At 45.0% G+C, this 16,823-nt stretch carries 14 protein-coding genes and 1 other annotated feature; of the genes, 2 read left to right on the plus strand and 12 right to left on the minus strand.

What is annotated here, in order from left to right:
* Positions 1-59 precede the first annotated feature (59 nt).
* The 4 genes from SC79_RS08300 to valS form a co-directional block, all read right to left on the minus strand.
* On the minus strand, positions 60-1,058 hold the full coding sequence (locus SC79_RS08300; protein WP_039074655.1) for an SPOR domain-containing protein: 999 nt from the start codon (positions 1,056-1,058) through the stop codon (positions 60-62).
* Between the two features lie 132 nt (positions 1,059-1,190).
* Positions 1,191-1,937, minus strand: coding sequence for a prepilin peptidase (locus SC79_RS08305; RefSeq protein ID WP_039074656.1), 747 nt, complete (start codon positions 1,935-1,937; stop codon positions 1,191-1,193).
* Between the two features lie 137 nt (positions 1,938-2,074).
* The gene (locus SC79_RS08310) at positions 2,075-3,367 is read right to left on the minus strand and encodes a bifunctional folylpolyglutamate synthase/dihydrofolate synthase (RefSeq protein WP_039074657.1); all 1,293 of its coding nucleotides are present in this window, start codon (positions 3,365-3,367) and stop codon (positions 2,075-2,077) included.
* A gap of 58 nt (positions 3,368-3,425) precedes the next feature.
* Positions 3,426-6,068 (minus strand): valine--tRNA ligase, encoded by a 2,643-nt coding sequence (gene valS / locus SC79_RS08315; RefSeq protein ID WP_039074658.1) that lies wholly within the window; start codon positions 6,066-6,068, stop codon positions 3,426-3,428.
* Positions 6,069-6,127: 59 nt separating this feature from the next.
* Positions 6,128-6,350: a binding site (T-box leader), on the minus strand.
* A gap of 165 nt (positions 6,351-6,515) precedes the next feature.
* Between valS and SC79_RS08320 the strand changes: the two genes are divergently transcribed.
* A complete protein-coding gene (locus SC79_RS08320) occupies positions 6,516-6,707 on the plus strand; it encodes a hypothetical protein (RefSeq protein ID WP_010330262.1) in 192 nt (63 codons plus the stop codon).
* 17 nt (positions 6,708-6,724) lie between these two features.
* Here SC79_RS08320 and cotN read toward each other — a convergent pair whose 3' ends face one another.
* From cotN to hemA, 8 genes are all read right to left on the minus strand, one after another.
* Entirely contained in the window at positions 6,725-7,747 is a 1,023-nt protein-coding gene (gene cotN / locus SC79_RS08325) for a spore coat protein CotN (protein WP_039074660.1), read from the minus strand.
* Positions 7,748-7,779: 32 nt separating this feature from the next.
* Positions 7,780-9,699 carry a LysM peptidoglycan-binding domain-containing protein gene (locus tag SC79_RS08330; RefSeq protein WP_039074661.1) on the minus strand — a complete coding sequence of 640 codons (1,920 nt, stop codon included), beginning with the start codon at positions 9,697-9,699 and terminating at the stop codon, positions 7,780-7,782.
* 131 nt (positions 9,700-9,830) lie between these two features.
* Positions 9,831-11,123 carry a glutamate-1-semialdehyde 2,1-aminomutase gene (hemL, locus tag SC79_RS08335; protein WP_039074662.1) on the minus strand — a complete coding sequence of 431 codons (1,293 nt, stop codon included), beginning with the start codon at positions 11,121-11,123 and terminating at the stop codon, positions 9,831-9,833.
* Positions 11,124-11,152: 29 nt separating this feature from the next.
* Positions 11,153-12,127 (minus strand): porphobilinogen synthase, encoded by a 975-nt coding sequence (gene hemB, locus SC79_RS08340; RefSeq protein ID WP_039074663.1) that lies wholly within the window; start codon positions 12,125-12,127, stop codon positions 11,153-11,155.
* Positions 12,124-12,912: a uroporphyrinogen-III synthase gene (hemD, locus tag SC79_RS08345; protein ID WP_039074664.1), complete on the minus strand. Its 789-nt coding sequence runs from the start codon at positions 12,910-12,912 to the stop codon at positions 12,124-12,126. The genes hemB and hemD overlap by 4 nt, the downstream gene beginning before the upstream one ends.
* Positions 12,902-13,843 carry a hydroxymethylbilane synthase gene (gene hemC, locus SC79_RS08350; protein ID WP_039074665.1) on the minus strand — a complete coding sequence of 314 codons (942 nt, stop codon included), beginning with the start codon at positions 13,841-13,843 and terminating at the stop codon, positions 12,902-12,904. Before hemC ends, hemD begins: the two co-directional genes overlap by 11 nt.
* Before the next feature lie 33 nt (positions 13,844-13,876).
* The gene (locus SC79_RS08355) at positions 13,877-14,707 is read right to left on the minus strand and encodes a cytochrome c biogenesis protein (RefSeq protein WP_010330255.1); all 831 of its coding nucleotides are present in this window, start codon (positions 14,705-14,707) and stop codon (positions 13,877-13,879) included.
* Positions 14,708-14,714: 7 nt separating this feature from the next.
* On the minus strand, positions 14,715-16,082 hold the full coding sequence (gene hemA, locus SC79_RS08360) for a glutamyl-tRNA reductase (RefSeq protein WP_039074751.1): 1,368 nt from the start codon (positions 16,080-16,082) through the stop codon (positions 14,715-14,717).
* Positions 16,083-16,308: 226 nt separating this feature from the next.
* Here hemA and SC79_RS08365 point away from each other — a divergent pair, with 226 nt between their 5' ends.
* On the plus strand, positions 16,309-16,806 hold the full coding sequence (locus SC79_RS08365; protein ID WP_039074666.1) for a hypothetical protein: 498 nt from the start codon (positions 16,309-16,311) through the stop codon (positions 16,804-16,806).
* The last annotated feature ends 17 nt before the right edge of the window (positions 16,807-16,823 follow it).

Below are 16,823 nucleotides of genomic sequence, written 5' to 3' on the forward strand. Positions count from 1 at the left end.
TTTTCATGACAAAATAAAAAAAGCCTGTCACTAAAGGACGTAGGCTCACGTACTTTCGCTTATTGAATGACGGCTAACAGCTGCTGCTGAGCCTTCCAACCGGCTTCAGCACTTGGGTCCTCTAATTCTTCTAACGCCTGCAAAATCGCTTTTTTCTCCCCTGTTTCAGACGCTTCATTATGACCGAGAGACTTTTCTATTTTCTCCACACTCGCCTTTGTAATGTCTTCGCCGAGAATCGCTTTTGCTGCAAGCTTCGCTGTCTCCTTGAAGGAATCTGTCATCTCTTGCTCTATTGATAAGGAAAGCTCTTTGCCTCCCCAAGCTTCAAAATCACTATCGATTAAAAGCTGCCCTAACTGTTGTGACACGTCCTTATCACTAGCTAAACCCGCGATGACATACGTATACCCGTCATCCTTTGACAGCGAAACGGCGGAATAACCTTTTTCGGTCAATTGTTCTGCTAACGTTTCGGCACCCTTTTCATTTGAGAATTTTCCGGCTTGTACAGCGTATGTTTTATATGTACCTTCAGCAGGCGCCGCCTGCTTTTCCGCGCCTGTGCTTTGTTTATCAGCAGAAGTATCTCCGGCCTTCGCTGTTTGGCTGCCCAGGGAACCATCTAAAGAAGCTGGTGCCGCCGCTTCTTTATTGCCCGAGATGTTCAACGCGAATAAACCTAATCCGGTGCCTATGACAGCTGCAAAGGCAATCGTCGCCGCCACTCTTTTTACGGGTTTGGCTGTCCCCGCTTTTCCTTTTGCATACAGGTTTGTTTTCTTTTTTTGATAGGGCGGAACGACTTTTGGATCCTCTTTAAACACCTTGTCCTCCTCGGAATCCCAGTTAAATTCATCTTCATCAGGGTGTTCATGGGATGCTGCGACCTCTTGTTCTGCCTTTCTCTTTTCCTCCCAATTTGAAAATGTCATGTTTTTTTCCGTCTCAGTTTCAGGCGTCTCTTGCTCGTAAACCGTCTCTTCTTTTCCATTAATCGTCACCTTGAGGGCTTTTTCTGCGGCTTTACTGTTTTTTTTATTCTTCCTTTTTTTCAATTCCGCTTCCTCCCTTCGTTTGCTTGACCATTCTTGTCGGCTTTTCATGCTACACACTTTAGCACAGGCGAAAAAAAAAGAACAAGACTTTTGTCGTCTTGTCCAAAAAACGTTCGTCAAATTTTTCAGCGGTCAGCCTAATGCTATCTTTATATAAAAAGAAATAATAGAGTCGCCGTATAAATAGGCTAAAATACTCCCAGCCGCAATTGCGGGGGCAAAGGGAAGCGGCTGCCTTTTGGCGAGTCTTCCAGTCAGGACAGCTGCCGATCCATACAATGCACCTATGAAAACGGAAAAGAAAAAGGCAGCTGCCAGCATTTCCATACCTAGCACAAAGCCAATGACCGCAAATAATTTAATATCTCCTCCTCCTATCCCGCCCCGGGTGAGTGCCGCAAATAAAGCCAGAAATACAAATCCGGCAGCCGCACCTAACAGACCGGCATACCAGGAATCAAGCGGAGAAATCAATCTGGCAGCACCCAAAAAGGGAAGAAAGAAAATCAATATTTTATTTGGAATCAGCATAAAATGAATATCTGTCACTGCTGCCATGATCAGAAGAGAGATAAACACGACAGCGGGAAACAGCTCCAAAGACGAGCCAAAGCGTATTCCTGCGGCGGCAAATAAACACGCTGTCACAAGCTCTGCCGCGGGATACATAAAAGAAATTCTATGCCCGCAGCTTTTACATTTTCCTTTTTGGAATAGAAATGACAGGATGGGAATTAATTCTGCTGGAGTTAATGTCTGCCGGCAAAACGAGCATGCCGAACGGGGTTTGACAATAGATTTATGCAAGGGGATACGGCACCCGGCCGTATAATAAAACGAACCAAGGATCAGCCCGAGGATAAAAAGAATGGGGAGCATTGACAACACACCTTTACAAGATACTGGTATGGATTGTAGCAGAATGGCTTGCCTAAACACCACTCAGGAAATTTTGATTTTATGCGTAAAAAACCCCTGCAAAATCTCATTTTCGATTCTGCAGGGGCTTGACGCCTTTATTTTAACCTTTTGCGAATGTCAGAAATAAAATAGAGCGATCCGGTAACCAGCACAATATCATTTGAGCCCTTTTTGCTTTCGATGAATTCGATTACCTTGTCCGGATCCTCATTCCAGCTTTTATTGCTGATTTCACTTGTATCATAAAGATCTTTCGCAAGAGAAGCACGCGGGAAATCAAAAGCAGCAAAATGAATCGCATGCGCTATGGTTTCCAGTTTCTTAATCATGTTTTGATACGGTTTGTCCTTTAACGCGCTAAACACCACAAAAATGCGGGAATCAGGGAAACGCTGTTTCATCGTTTCCGCCAGCTTCTCAACGCCTTCTTCATTATGCGCACCATCTAAGTATACCGGCGGATGTTCCTGAACAAGCTCTAACCGACCCGGCCAAGCAGCCTGTACAAGTCCGTTTCTTAACGCTTCATCACTGATATGGGCAATATTCTCCCTATTGAGCCACTCAGCAGCTAAAATGGACAAAGCCGCATTTTGTCTTTGATGGGTTCCGATCAGAGATGTCTGAATATCTTCATAATATTTCTCGCCCGTTTTGAATGAAAACTGTTCTCCGGCAGGCAGAGACGCTTCATTGGAAATAACACATGAATCATGTAATGATTGGAACGGCGCAGCATGTCGTTCAGCTTCATGACGTATGACCTGTACGGCTTCCGGCTGAGTAACAGCTGTAACGATTGGAATACTCTCTTTAATAATGCCGGCCTTTTCTCCTGCAATTTCTTCAATAGTGTTGCCCAAAATGTTCATATGGTCATGCCCGATGCTTGTTATCAATGTTAACAGCGGTTCAACCACATTCGTAGAGTCGAATCTACCGCCCAGACCTGTTTCAAAAATAACAAAGTCGACCTTATGAAACTCGGCAAAATATAAAAACGCACAAGCCGTCATCATTTCAAATTCTGTCGGCTGTCCGTACTCTGTGTGATCCAGCGCTTCAACATGCGGTTTGATATGATTGACGAGTGCCGTCCATTCCTCATCTGAAATCGGTGTCCCGTTAACGCTGATCCGTTCATTAAACGTAATGATATAAGGTGACGTAAACGTTCCAACCGTATACCCGGCTTCTTGCAGCATAGAACGAATAAATGCGACAGTTGATCCTTTTCCGTTTGTCCCTGCTACGTGGAACGCGCGAATCTTCTTTTCAGGATGGCCTAACCGCGCCATCAGCTGCTTCATTCGGCCGAGTCCGGGCTTCACTCCGAATTTCAGCCGCCCGTGAATCCAGCTGCGCGCTTCTTCATATGCAGTAAACAATGATAATCCCCTCTTTTATAAGACAAGGCGGTTTCTCTAGAAACCGCCTCGGCATTCATTAGCCCTTCAGTTCAGCCATTCGTTTTTGAACAGCATCACGCTTTGCCACATAATCTTTTTCTTTTTCACGTTCTTCATCAATTACGTGCGCAGGCGCTTTTTTGATAAATCCTTCATTTCCAAGTTTCTTTTGGACGCGCTCGACTTCTTTTGTCAGCTTATCGAATTCTTTTTGCAGGCGGGCAATCTCTTCATCAATATTAATCAAGCCTTCAAGCGGAAGAATCACCTCTGCTCCTGAGACAACAGCCGTCATCGCTTTATCAACGGCCTCAATATCCGTGCCGATTTTAAGCACGCTCGGATTCGTAAAACGTTCAACATATGAACGGTTCGCTTCGAGGCGGGCCGCTATTTCGTCTGTGCTTGTTTTAATATACAATTCAACCTGCTTGCTCATTGGCGTATTGACTTCACTGCGGATATTGCGCACAGAACGGATCAGCTCAACAAGAAGCTTCATGTCAGCTGCCGCTTCAGTATCGGTATGCTCCGGTACGACAACAGGCCATTGACTGACTGTAATGGATTCTCCTTGATGAGGAAGGTGCTGCCAAATTTCCTCCGTTAAGAATGGCATAAATGGATGGAGCAGGCGCATCGTTTGATCCAGTACATAAGCAAGGATGGAACGAGTTGTCTTCTTAGCCGCTTCGTCCTCTCCGTAAAGCGGAAGCTTCGCCATTTCAATATACCAATCACAGAAATCGTCCCAAATAAAGTTGTATAAATGGCGTCCGACTTCACCAAATTCATATCGATCAGCAAGCTGAGTCACATGCTCAATCGTTTCATTTAATCGCGTTAAAATCCACTTGTCAGCGACTGATTTTTCACCTGACAGATCAAGCCCATCGTATGTTAAGCCATCCATGTTCATTAATGCAAACCGGGAGGCATTCCAAATTTTGTTGGCGAAATTCCATGTCGATTCCACTTTTTCATAGCTAAAGCGCAGATCTTGGCCGGGAGAGCTTCCTGTGGCAAGGAAATAACGCAGAGAATCTGCTCCGTACTTGTCAATGACATCCATCGGATCGACACCGTTGCCAAGAGATTTACTCATTTTCCGGCCTTGCTCGTCACGAATTAAGCCATGGATTAAAACGTCTTTAAACGGGCGCTCATCTGTAAATTCAATCCCTTGGAAAATCATGCGTGATACCCAGAAGAAAATGATGTCGTACCCTGTCACGAGAACGTCTGTCGGATAGTAACGTTTAAAGTCTTCAGCCGTTACATCAGGCCAACCCATCGTGGAGAACGGCCAGAGTGCAGAACTGAACCACGTATCCAGTACGTCAGTATCCTGTTCCCACTTTTCGCTGTCCTCAGGCGCTTCAAGTCCGACGTAAAGCTCGCCTGTTTCTTTATGATACCAAGCAGGAATGCGGTGGCCCCACCACAACTGACGGGAAATACACCAGTCACGAATGTTTTCCATCCAGTGTAAATACGTTTTTTCGAAACGGTCAGGCACAAAGTTGACCTTTTCGTCTTTCTTCTGCAGCTCAATCGCAGCATCAGCAAGCGGCTGCATGCGCACAAACCATTGAGTAGAAAGATAAGGCTCAACAACAACCCCGCTTCGTTCACTATGGCCGACAGAATGCATATGATCCTCGATTTTGAAGAGAACTCCCGCCTCCTGTAAATCTTTTACGAGCTTTTTGCGGCATTCAAAACGATCCATACCTTGATATTGAAGAGCATTTTCATTCATCGTTCCATCTTCATTCATGACAAGAATGCGTTCTAAATTGTGGCGGTTGCCAAGCTCGAAGTCGTTCGGATCATGAGCAGGCGTAATTTTCACCGCACCTGAACCAAATTCCATATCAACGTAGTCATCACCGACAATTGGAATTTCACGATTTGTAATCGGCAGTAGCACCATTTTTCCGATAAGGTGCTTATAGCGCTCATCTTCAGGGTGAACGGCAACAGCTGAATCACCGAGCATCGTTTCAGGACGTGTCGTCGCAATGTCAATTGAGCCTGAACCGTCAGCGAGCGGGTAGCTCATATGATAAAACGCGCCCTGGACATCCTTGTATATGACCTCAATGTCGGATAATGCTGTTTTTGTCGCAGGGTCCCAGTTAATAATATATTCGCCTCTGTAGATCAGGCCTTTTTCATATAGCTTAACGAAAACTTCACGAACCGCTTTGCTCAAGCCTTCATCCAGCGTGAAGCGTTCACGGGAATAATCAAGACCAAGCCCTAGTTTCGCCCACTGGCTGCGAATAAACTCAGCATACTCTTCCTTCCACTTCCACGTTTCTTCAAGGAATTTTTCGCGGCCCAAATCGTAACGGGATGTGCCTTCTTCACGAAGTTTCGCTTCCACTTTAGCCTGTGTCGCGATGCCGGCATGGTCCATACCCGGAAGCCACAGCACATCGTAACCTTGCATGCGTTTCATTCTTGTTACAATGTCTTGCAGCGTCGTGTCCCACGCATGGCCAAGGTGAAGCCTTCCTGTTACGTTTGGCGGCGGAATGACAACAGAATATGGCTCTTTTGTCTGATCGCTGCCCGCTTCAAAAAATTTGCCTTTTAGCCAAAAATCATATCGGTCTTTTTCAACCGCTGCCGGATCGTATTTCGTCGGCATTGTTTGTTCATTCGTTTCCATCATAACCCTCCAGCATGTTTAAAAATGGCTGAGAACGAAAAAAGAGCTTCTCATCCCTGTAAAAGGACGAAAAGCTCTTTCGCGGTACCACCTTTTTTCATGAACTAAATCGGTTCATGCACTTACAACGGATAACGGGTGTTTCCCGAATTTCTCTACTCTTCTTTCAAGAAATTATGCTCCCGGGCGACCTTCCAATCAGACAACATAAGAAGCCTTTCAGCAAACGGCCTCTCTCTCTGCATGCGTCTTTTTTGTACTCTTCCCGTTCTAAGCAGGTGTATTTATCAGCTCATCATATACTTTATTTATGTTCTTTATTATAGTAAAAGTGTTTTTGATTCGTCAATCATCTTTTCCAAAAACGCCGTTTTCTATACATATGGGCAGGCTCCTATTGCAAAAGTTGGCATATGATGCTTATAAATGCGCAGAGGAGGATGCACCGTGAAGAAACGTTTCAGCTCTTATTCGCTGCCGCCGTGGGTGAGGCAAATTCGGCTTGTATCCGCACAAGTGATTATTCCCATTACGATTTTCCAAGGAATTAGAACCATTTTCTTTCCGACAACCTTTGATGTTTTGCTGCTTGCCATCCTAATCTTGTTAGCTTGCGCCCTGCATTTAGATTGGATATAAACAAAAAGTCCGCGCCATTAAGACGTGGACTCGTTTTCAGCCTGGAATTTTTTCGCTTGTTCATTCTCATGGATTTTCATCACAAACGGCTCAATATTTTTCATTTGCCAGTAAGCCTTTAATAAATGCGTGCATTCATCTTTTTCGTGCTGTCTCTTCCCGGTTTGATAACGGTTCAGCACCTTGTACATGGCTGCAGGATATGCCATATAGCTGAGAAAAAGACTGGCTTCTGTTTCGCGCAAAGGGAATGATTTCGTGTATGCATCATACCATTCGACGCATTCCGGACAAGCTTTTGGCAAACCTCTGAACAATTTTGTATAAAAGCCGAGCAAATCGTTTTGCGGCGGCCCGACAGACGCTCTTTCAAAGTTTGTCAAATACCCGGTTCCTGCATCATTATAGAGAAAATGGTGAATAGACAGGCTGCCATGATTCATGACAACTCTCGAGACACCCTTTTCTTTAGCCGACTCATACCAGTCCTCCATCCGCTCCAGTGCAAAGTTCACCGCGGAAATGGTTTCTGAAAAATAGGTTGCTGCCTGTAGTTCAAAAGGAGAAAGATACCATTCCTTCTCCGCTCTATCAACAAACTGTTCATAGAATATTTTATCCTGTTCCCACTGTTTTTTCGTTTGTCCGTAATAACGTTCAATGTCATCCCGGCTGACTTTCATTTCCTGCACGGTTCTCTCGTGAAGACGGGCTGTTTCTCTAAATAAGTAATCATGTTTCTGATCCCGTTCTTCCTCCTGGTCAAATTGGAGCCAAGGCATTAAATAATAGGAATTTCCTGATTGTACGCCGGAGAAAAACTCTCCGCTATTTGTTCTGTAAATGGGGACAAACGACCGGAAACCTTTTTCCTCAATCGCCACCATGTGATCTGTAAACTGTTTTCCGCGAGCCGCCTTCAATTTTTTCAGGGCAAATACACCGTAGTCTGTATACACTTTCCACACTAGAGGACTGACAGGCTCAATAAATTGAGCAGTCAGTCCGTACTCCTGAAGAACCGTTCGGGTATCTTCCATTCCATTCACCACATTTTCCGATTGCTTACGGCTTACGCATGGCTGTTGTTATATTGTGGAATATAGAGGATCTGTCCTGCTTTCAACTCATCGTCCAAGGCTAATGAATTCATTCTGATTAGCTGCTGGGAGGTGATTTCATACCGTTCACATAAACGTTCGATCGTATCTTCCTGCTGAACAATACATATTTTCATTCTCGAAAACTCATCCTCTTCTCTCGTAAAGAGTTTTGTTAAATAAAGAGAATTATCACTTTCCTTTGTTTGAGGCTCCTTTGTTTCAGCAGCAGGAGCAACCCTAGGAACAGCATCCGCTTCCTTCCTTTCTGTCTCAGAGGCAGTCAGCTGGAAGGATTGATAAGGAGTTTCTTCCTCAGGCTCTTCAGCCGAAGGTATTTTTCTCACTTCAATTTCAAAGCTTTCTTCCTCTTGTTCTTCCTTTTCCAGCAGTTTAGGCATGGAATAAAAAGAATCTTCCTCTTCTTGTTCGGGCACGAAGGTGCGGTATACCGTTGTAAGCTCTTTTTGAGGCGTCTCGTCTGAGCTGGCTTTTTGATTGAAATGAAGCTGTAACGCTTCGTCATCCTCCGTATATGGCGCTGACACCGATTTCTTCTCTCTGCTTTCTTCGATGGAGAGAACGGACTCAGATACAGGCTCCGAAGCTTCATCCTCTTCATGACGAAGCGCAGGCTCAGCGTGCTCCGGTTGGGTTGCTTCTCTCTCTTCTCGAAGCGCGGGCTCAGCGTACTCCGGGTGAGCCGCTTTTTCATCTTCTTGACGGAGTGCTGGCTCAGGACACTCCGGTTGAGCTGCTGCTTCCGCCTCTTGACGAAGCGCGGGCTCAGCGCGCTCCGGGTGAGCCGCTGCTTTCTCTTCTTGACGAAGCGCGGGCTCAGCGTACTCCGATTGAGCTGCTGCTTCCGCCTCTTGACGGAACGCGGGCTCAGCGCGCTCCAGGTGAGCCGCTGCTTTCTCTTCTTGACGAAGCGCGGGCTCAGCGTGCTCCGATTGAGCCGCTTCTTCATTTTGACCCTCTTGGCGCAGCGCATATTCAAGAGTAGGAGACACTGATGTTTCTCCTTCTTCCTTAGAACTCACACTCTCTGCATGTTGCTCAGCCTCCGCTGCAGAGTCCGCTTCTTCACGAACAACTGCTGTTGCAGCTGCTGGCTCCGGCGTTTCCTTTTCGGCATAAACCATCCCTTGAATCTCTTTTTCTAAAGCTTCTGATTGTGGCTCAGCTTCTCCTGTTTCCGGCTCTGCACGAGTCGGAGCTTTCGCACTTTCTCGCGACTCTGGTTCTAAGGCAATTGATTCCAGGGGTGCAGATGCTGCTTTTTCTGTTTCCAGTTCTTCACGGATCCCCACTTTCGAGATAAAAAGTTCTGGCGGTTCATCCCTTAATTCCGCTTGCTCTTCCGGAGGCGCATTCGTTTCTAATACACTTTGGATCGGCGGTTCAGAAAGCTCTTCCTCCCTAATTGCAGCAGGCGCTTCGTACAGAGGAATCTCCGGCTCTTTATCTGCTGTATCATCCAAAAGCCCTTCGATCGCTAAATCAGCCTGAATCGTTAAAATGCGCGAATCGGTTAATTGATAGTCAAATGCGTCAATAAAGACGAAGACATCCTGTAAATGGCTCACTTTATTTTTAGGAATGGTAATATCCACAGGAAAACAGTGAGTCAGTTCCGCGCTTCCATCCTCTCTCTTTCTGACTTCTTCAACAAACCGCTTATCAGTATAAAGCTCTTCGGTATGTTTGTTTTGATCTATGTTGTACTCACCTGTAAGTTCAAGCGATCCTCTGATTGATACATAATCATTGACTTCCTGAACCCTAATATCAGGATCTAATGAAATAGAAAGCAGTTCAGAAACTTCCTGTCCTTTTTGGAAACAGATCGATTCTTCTACAGAAAATTGCAATCGATGATTTTGCGGCAAGTTCATATCCTCCTTTCATCTAATCCTTAAAATTAGATGTCACTAAAGGTGTATGTATGAACTGGAGGAAATATGAGTGGGAGTACACAGAAAAAACCGGCCCAAGGATACCCTTGATACCGGTTTTCACTTTATCCGCGGCTGATCTCAGCGAATACTTTCTCAGCTGCCTGGATTGTTTTTTCAATATCTTCATCAGTATGGGCCGTTGAAAGAAAAAGGCCTTCAAATTGTGATGGCGGGAGGAATACACCTTCATTCGCCATCCCTTTATAATAATTGGCAAACAGCTTCAAATCAGATGATTTGGCTGTTTCATAATTGATGACAGGTTCGTTTGTAAAGAAGAAACCGATCATTGAGCCTGCGCGGTTAAAGGTATGCGGAATGCCGTGAGCCTCGGCCGCTTTAGAAATGCCTTCTTCCAGCCTGTCGCCTTTTTTGATGAAATTGTTGTAGGATTCAGGTGTAAGCTGCTTCAATGTTTCTAAGCCAGCAGTCATCGCAAGCGGGTTGCCTGACAATGTGCCCGCCTGATAGATCGGACCGCTCGGAGCGATCTGCTCCATGATTTCAGCCTTGCCGCCATAAGCGCCCACAGGGAGCCCGCCCCCGATCACTTTTCCTAAACAAGTGAGATCAGGCGTTACGCCAAAATAGCCTTGAGCACATTGATAATCGACCCGGAAGCCAGTCATCACTTCATCAAAAATCAGCAGGGAACCATATTCCTCCGTGATCTCACGCAAACCTTGCAGGAATCCTTCTTGCGGCGGAACAACCCCCATATTTCCGGCAACCGGCTCTACGATAACACCGGCAATGTCTTCACCGAATTGCTGGAAAGCAAGCTTTACACTTTCTAAATCATTGTACGGGACAGTAACGGTGTTTTTCGCAATGCCTTCTGGCACGCCGGGGCTATCCGGCAGACCGAGAGTAGCCACTCCTGAACCTGCTTTAATCAAGAGAGAATCGCCGTGTCCGTGGTAGCAGCCCTCAAATTTCACAATCTTGTTGCGGCCTGTATAGCCTCTCGCTAAACGAAGAGCACTCATTGTAGCCTCCGTTCCGGAGCTGACCATTCGAACAATTTCTACTGAGGGCACACGATCAATGACGAGCTTTGCCAATTCATTTTCAACTTCAGTCGGGGCGCCAAAGCTTGTCCCGTATTCAGCCACTTTTTTGAGGCTCTCTACGACGCGGTCATTTGTATGGCCTAAAATTAAAGGCCCCCATGACAAGACGTAATCAATATACTCATTTCCGTCAATATCAATGATTTTTGAGCCTTTTCCGCGCTCCATAAAAATCGGGTCCATGTCTACTGATTTAAATGCGCGAACAGGACTGTTCACACCGCCCGGCATGAGTTTTTGCGCTTCTTTAAAAGCCGCTTTGGATTTTTCATAGCTTCTCATCTGCCTCAACTCCTGTCAACTGAATAAAATTACTCCGCAAGCCATTTCGCTGCGTCTTTCGCATGATACGTAATAATCAGATCGGCACCTGCACGCTTCATGCTTGTTAAAATTTCTAACACGATTTCCTTTTCTTTGATCCAGCCGTTCTGCGCTGCAGCCTTCACCATTGAATACTCTCCGCTTACATTATAAGCAACGAGCGGCAAAGGAAATTCATTTTTAACATCACGCATGATATCCATATATGAAAGCGAAGGTTTGACAATCAAAAAGTCCGCGCCTTCCTCGACATCTGATTGTGCTTCGCGAAGTGCTTCCATACGGTTGGCAGGATCCATCTGGTATGTTTTGCGGTCCCCGAATTGAGGCGTGCTGTTTGCTGCATCACGGAACGGCCCGTAAAACTCACTTGAATATTTCACAGCGTAAGACATGATCGGAATATTCACGAACCCTTCTTTATCGAGCGCTTCTCTGATCACGGTAACAAATCCGTCCATCATGTTTGAAGGCGCAATGATATCCGCACCTGCTTTCGCTTGGCTGACAGCTGTCTGCGCCAAGAGCTCCAGCGATTCATCATTAAGGATGACCCCGTCTTTAACAAGCCCGCAATGGCCGTGGTCTGTATATTCGCATAAACATGTATCAGCGACAACAACCATCTCAGGGAAGTGGTTTTTAATTTCTGTGATGGCTTTTTGAACGATGCCATGATCATGGTAGGCTTGTGTCCCGCAGTCATCTTTTTCTCCTGGGATCCCGAACACGATAACGGATTGAATGCCCAGTTTGACCAGCTCTGCCACTTCATCCTTCAGTAGATCTAATGAAACATGGTACACATCAGGCATAGACGGCACAGCTTTTTTACCTTCCAGCCCTTCAACGACAAAAATCGGATAAATAAAATCGGATGGGTGCAAACGCGTTTCCTTCACCATCTCTCTCAATGCTTTTGAAGACCGCAGGCGGCGGTGTCTGTTAAATGATTGACTCATATTCTCTCTTCCTCTCTTGACATGCTGCACATTAACTCAAGCATGCCATCTATTGTAAATGTATCAGGCGTATGCGATGTGATGCCGTACGTCATCAGGGCGTCCCTTGTTAAAGGCCCGATGCTGATACAGGCCGTCCTGTTCATCTGCCACTTTTTCAATTCTTCTTTTAAGACATGCATAAACGTATGTACGGTTGATGAACTCGTAAATGTCACGTAATCAAATGAATATTGACTCGCACACTTTTTCAGATCCTCAATGCCTTCTTCATCAGGAATCGTTTCATAGACAACCCATTCTTTCACTTCAAAACCGAGCGGGACAAGCTCTTGTTTCACCACATCACGTGACAAATTGCCTTTAACTACGGTAATCCGTTCCGCAGGTTCAGCATGCTGCTTAAGGGTTTCTGCCAATTGTTCAGCAATATAGTCCTTAGGCATCACATCAACTGATACGTTATGCGTTTCCAAACGGCGGGCCGTTTTTTCACCGACGGCCGCAATTTTTTTATACGCAGGAAGAATAAGCTGATTTTCCTTGAGGTAAGAAAAAAAGAAGTCCGCTCCGTTCACACTTGTAAAAACAATCCAGCCGGGCGCAGCAAGGTCCTCTTTCACCTGTTTCGCAACATCATTCGGCAAAGCGGAGCGAAACGTAATTAATGAGGTCAAAACCGCTTTCCCGCCAAGTGACTCCACTTTTTGCTGAAACGATTTTGCCTGCGCCTTATTTCGGGTGACCAGCACTGTTTTTCCCTTCAACGGAAGATCATTTTCCATCCTCATCAAGCTCCCGTTTTACACGATCGATTAATTCTTTGGCTCCTTTATCAGCCATAAGAGCGGCACAGCGCTTTCCAACTTCCTCCGGATCGTTTCCTGTAACGGTTTCTTTATAAATGATTTTTCCGTCAGGAGAAGCGACAAGACCTATCAACTCAATTTCATCCTGCTCGTTTAAAACGGAGTAGCCTGCGATCGGAACCTGGCAGCCGCCCTCCAACGCGTTTAAATAGGCACGTTCCGCCAACACGGTCCGTTTTGTATATTCATCTGTAAACTGTGAAAACAACGCCATTAGCTCTTCATCCGATTCTCGGCACTCAATCGCCAAGGCTCCTTGGCCCACTGCAGGCAAACAGCGTTCAGGCTCGAGGAATTCGGTTACAACGTCTTGCTTCCATCCCATTCTGGAAAGCCCGGCAGCAGCTAAAATAATTGCGTCATAATCCTCAGTTTCCAGTTTTTGAAGTCTCGTATCTATATTACCTCTAATCCATTTAATTGTAATGTCAGGACGCTCAATCAAAAGCTGAGCGCTTCTTCTTAAACTGCTTGTGCCGATGACAGCGCCTTCCTTCATTTCTGAGAGCTTTTCGCGATTCTTTGAAATAAAAGCATCACGAGGGTCTTCTCGTTCAGGAATACAGCCGATCACAAGGCCTTCTGGCAAAACAGCAGGCATGTCCTTCATGCTGTGTACCGCCATATCAATCTCTTCGTTTAAAAGCGCTTGTTCAATCTCTTTGACAAACAGCCCTTTTCCGCCCACTTTTGATAGCGTAACATCGACGATTCGATCGCCCTTTGTCACAATTTCTTTGATTTCAAAAGCAAATGAAGGTTTGATTTCCTTCAGTTTTTGAATGACCCATTTCGTTTGAGTCATAGCGAGTTTGCTCCGTCTGGAACCTACTTTAATCGTTCTCATATTTTTTCCTCCCGAATCTGCTTGGTACATCATTTAACTGAACCAATGGAATTGCGACAGGCTTCCAAGCAGGAAATAGTTGATCATCAGCACGAGAAAACAAGCCGAATTCCACAGTGCAGCGACCTTTCCTTGCAGCTCTTTAATCAGCCTGATATAGAGATAATAGCTGTACAGCAGCAGGACGACAAACGAACCAAGCACTTTAGCGTCGAACCAATACAGCGTTTCTAGTGAGACATACGCCCAAATAACCCCGAGAATCAAACTCAGCAACAGCATCGGGACTCCGATGACATTCAGAACATATGCCATATAATCAAGCTTAGACAAATCTTCTATTCTCAACAGCCATTTTCCCCATTTTTTCTTTTTCAGCAGACGATATTGAAACAGATATAACACTGAAAAAACGAAAGAAAGGGAAAAAGCGCCGTATGAAAGAATTGCCATTGTAATATGAATCACCAACAGCTCGGATACAAGCTGCCCGGAAAAAGCGGCTGACTGCTGCTCTGTCGGTGAAAATGTATGAATGGCAATCATGGAAAACCCTATTACATTTGTAAAAAAGACAATAAAGTCGACTCGTAAAAGCTTTGTCAGTACAAGTGACAGCGTGACAAGAACCCAGGCATAAAAATATAGCGCCTCCGTCACATTTAATACCGGAAACCGCCCGGTCACCCACATAAAGTAGGCCAAATACACGGTTTGAAGAGTCCAGACAATAGAAAGCAACCAGAAGGCCATTTTTCCAGCCTTCCGGTTGTGTTGAAGAAAATCTATAAAATAAAAGAGCACACTTAATGCGTAAATGACGATTGTCCCCTCATTAAGTCTAGCCATTGCAGTATCAATCATTCAGCTTTCACTCACTTACAAGCGGGGCAAAGCCCGCTTTTGATTCAGCCTTCTTAAAAGAATGGACCTTTTGGCTGCTTTCAACAGTATCCATCATTTGACGGCCCGCAGCTTCCTCAATATCAAAAATCTGCATAAACAAAGCCAGTTTTTCTTCAGAATCAGCATCTGCCGCAAGCTCTTTCACCTTTAATATCGGATCGCGGAGCATTTGGTTAATGATACTTTTGGTGTGTTTGTTCAACAGTTTTTTCTCTCTTGTGCTTAAATGAGGCAGCTTCCGCTCGATGCTGTCCATCGTTTCTGACTGGATGGCAAGCGCCTTTTCGCGCAATGCGGAAATAACCGGGACAACCCCAAGTGTATTCAGCCATTGTTTAAACTCCACAATGGTTTCTTCGATTAACAGTTCAACTTTTTCAGCTGTTTCTCTGCGCTCTTTCATGTTCGCCTCTACAATGCCTTCCAGATCGTCAATATCATAAAGGAAAACACCTTCAAGATCATTCAGCGCCGGATCAAGGTCTCTAGGCACGGCAATGTCTACCATAAACAGCGGACGTCCCTTACGAAGCTTATTCGCATTCTCCATCATTTCTTTCGACACGACAAAATCACTTGCACCGGTTGAACTGATTAAAATATCGGCCTCCGCAAGCGCGCTTTCAAGCTGATTCAAGCTTCTCGCCTCACCGGAAAAACGGTCTGCAAGCTCCTTTGCTTTCAAGTATGTTCGGTTAATGACAGTGACCTTGCCAATTCCATGTCCGTGCAAGTTTTCCGCAGCAAGCTCGCCCATTTTTCCCGCACCAAGAATCAATATATGCTTGGTTGAAAGGTTTCCGAAGATTTTTTTCGCAAGCTCAACAGCCGCATAGCTAACAGACACTGCATTAGAGCCAATGTCTGTTTCAGCGTGAGTCCGTTTACCTACCGTAACCGCCTGCTTAAACAATTCATTAAAAATCGTGCCGATCGTTTTTTCTTGCTGAGCTGTTTTAAAGCTGTCGCGCACCTGGCCAAGAATTTGCGTTTCACCGATCACCATAGAGTCCAATCCGCAGGCTACACGGAACAAATGCTCTACAGCCGCATCGCTTTCGTAAAAACGTAAAAACGGTGAAAGGTCTTCTTTGCTTAATTCAAACCATTCAGCTAAAAACTTCTTTATATAATAACGGCCGGTATGGAGCTGGTCGACGACCGCATAGATTTCCGTGCGGTTGCAGGTTGAGACAATGATGTTTTCAAGAATGCTTTTCTCTGCTTTCAGCTGCACCATCGCTTCCGCCAGCTCATTCGGCTGAATGCTTACTTTTTCACGTATCTCAATAGGGGCGGATTTATAATCTACTCCCACAACAAGTATATGCATAGCTTTCATTACACCCCCAACGCCAAAACTTTATTTATAATCATTCTAACATAGAATTCATTATTTATAAAGATTATAACATAGTTTCTTTCGCAAATTGTGAACAGATTTTAAAATTCTTATGCTATATTAGAAAAAGCTTCACGTGCAATAAGCATTCCTATTGACAATACCAAAAACAGCAAAATTTTACTACACATCACTCTAAAATAAGAAGGTGATATGCATGAAACAAAAATCAATTTTATTCCCTTGTCTTCTGCTTGCCGCATCTGTATATGCATGGCTTGAAAGCGGACAAGCCGATCTGTTTTCAGGGCAGGATCAATGGCCCGTTCTCCTCATGCTGTTAGGCGCAGCCTTTGTATACCAAGGTAAAAAAGAAGCCGTCACACCCCATTTCTTTATCGGTTTGCTTCTTTTTGGGATCGGTTTGCACTTTTTCGCCAAACCGAAATGGATGTGGTGGCCGGATGATTTTGAAACGCTTCTATTTATGATCGGCTTTTCGCTCTTGGTGTCAACCGTTCAGAAAAAGGAATATGTATATGAAGCTGTGTCGATGATTTGTTTTTCCCTGTTTTTGTACTTTTTCAAACAAATTATGGCTTGGCTTGAGTCTGCGAATATTCCGACAGCGCTTCTGAAAGAGTATTGGCCATTTGTCTTTATTGGAATTAGTTTATTGTTATTATTGATGAAACGGAAAAAATCTATACGATAAATAAAACCGGCAGAGAA

The organism is Bacillus sp. MSP13 (assembly GCF_000815295.1).
GTDB classification, from domain to species: Bacteria; Bacillota; Bacilli; order Bacillales; family Bacillaceae; genus Bacillus; species Bacillus vallismortis.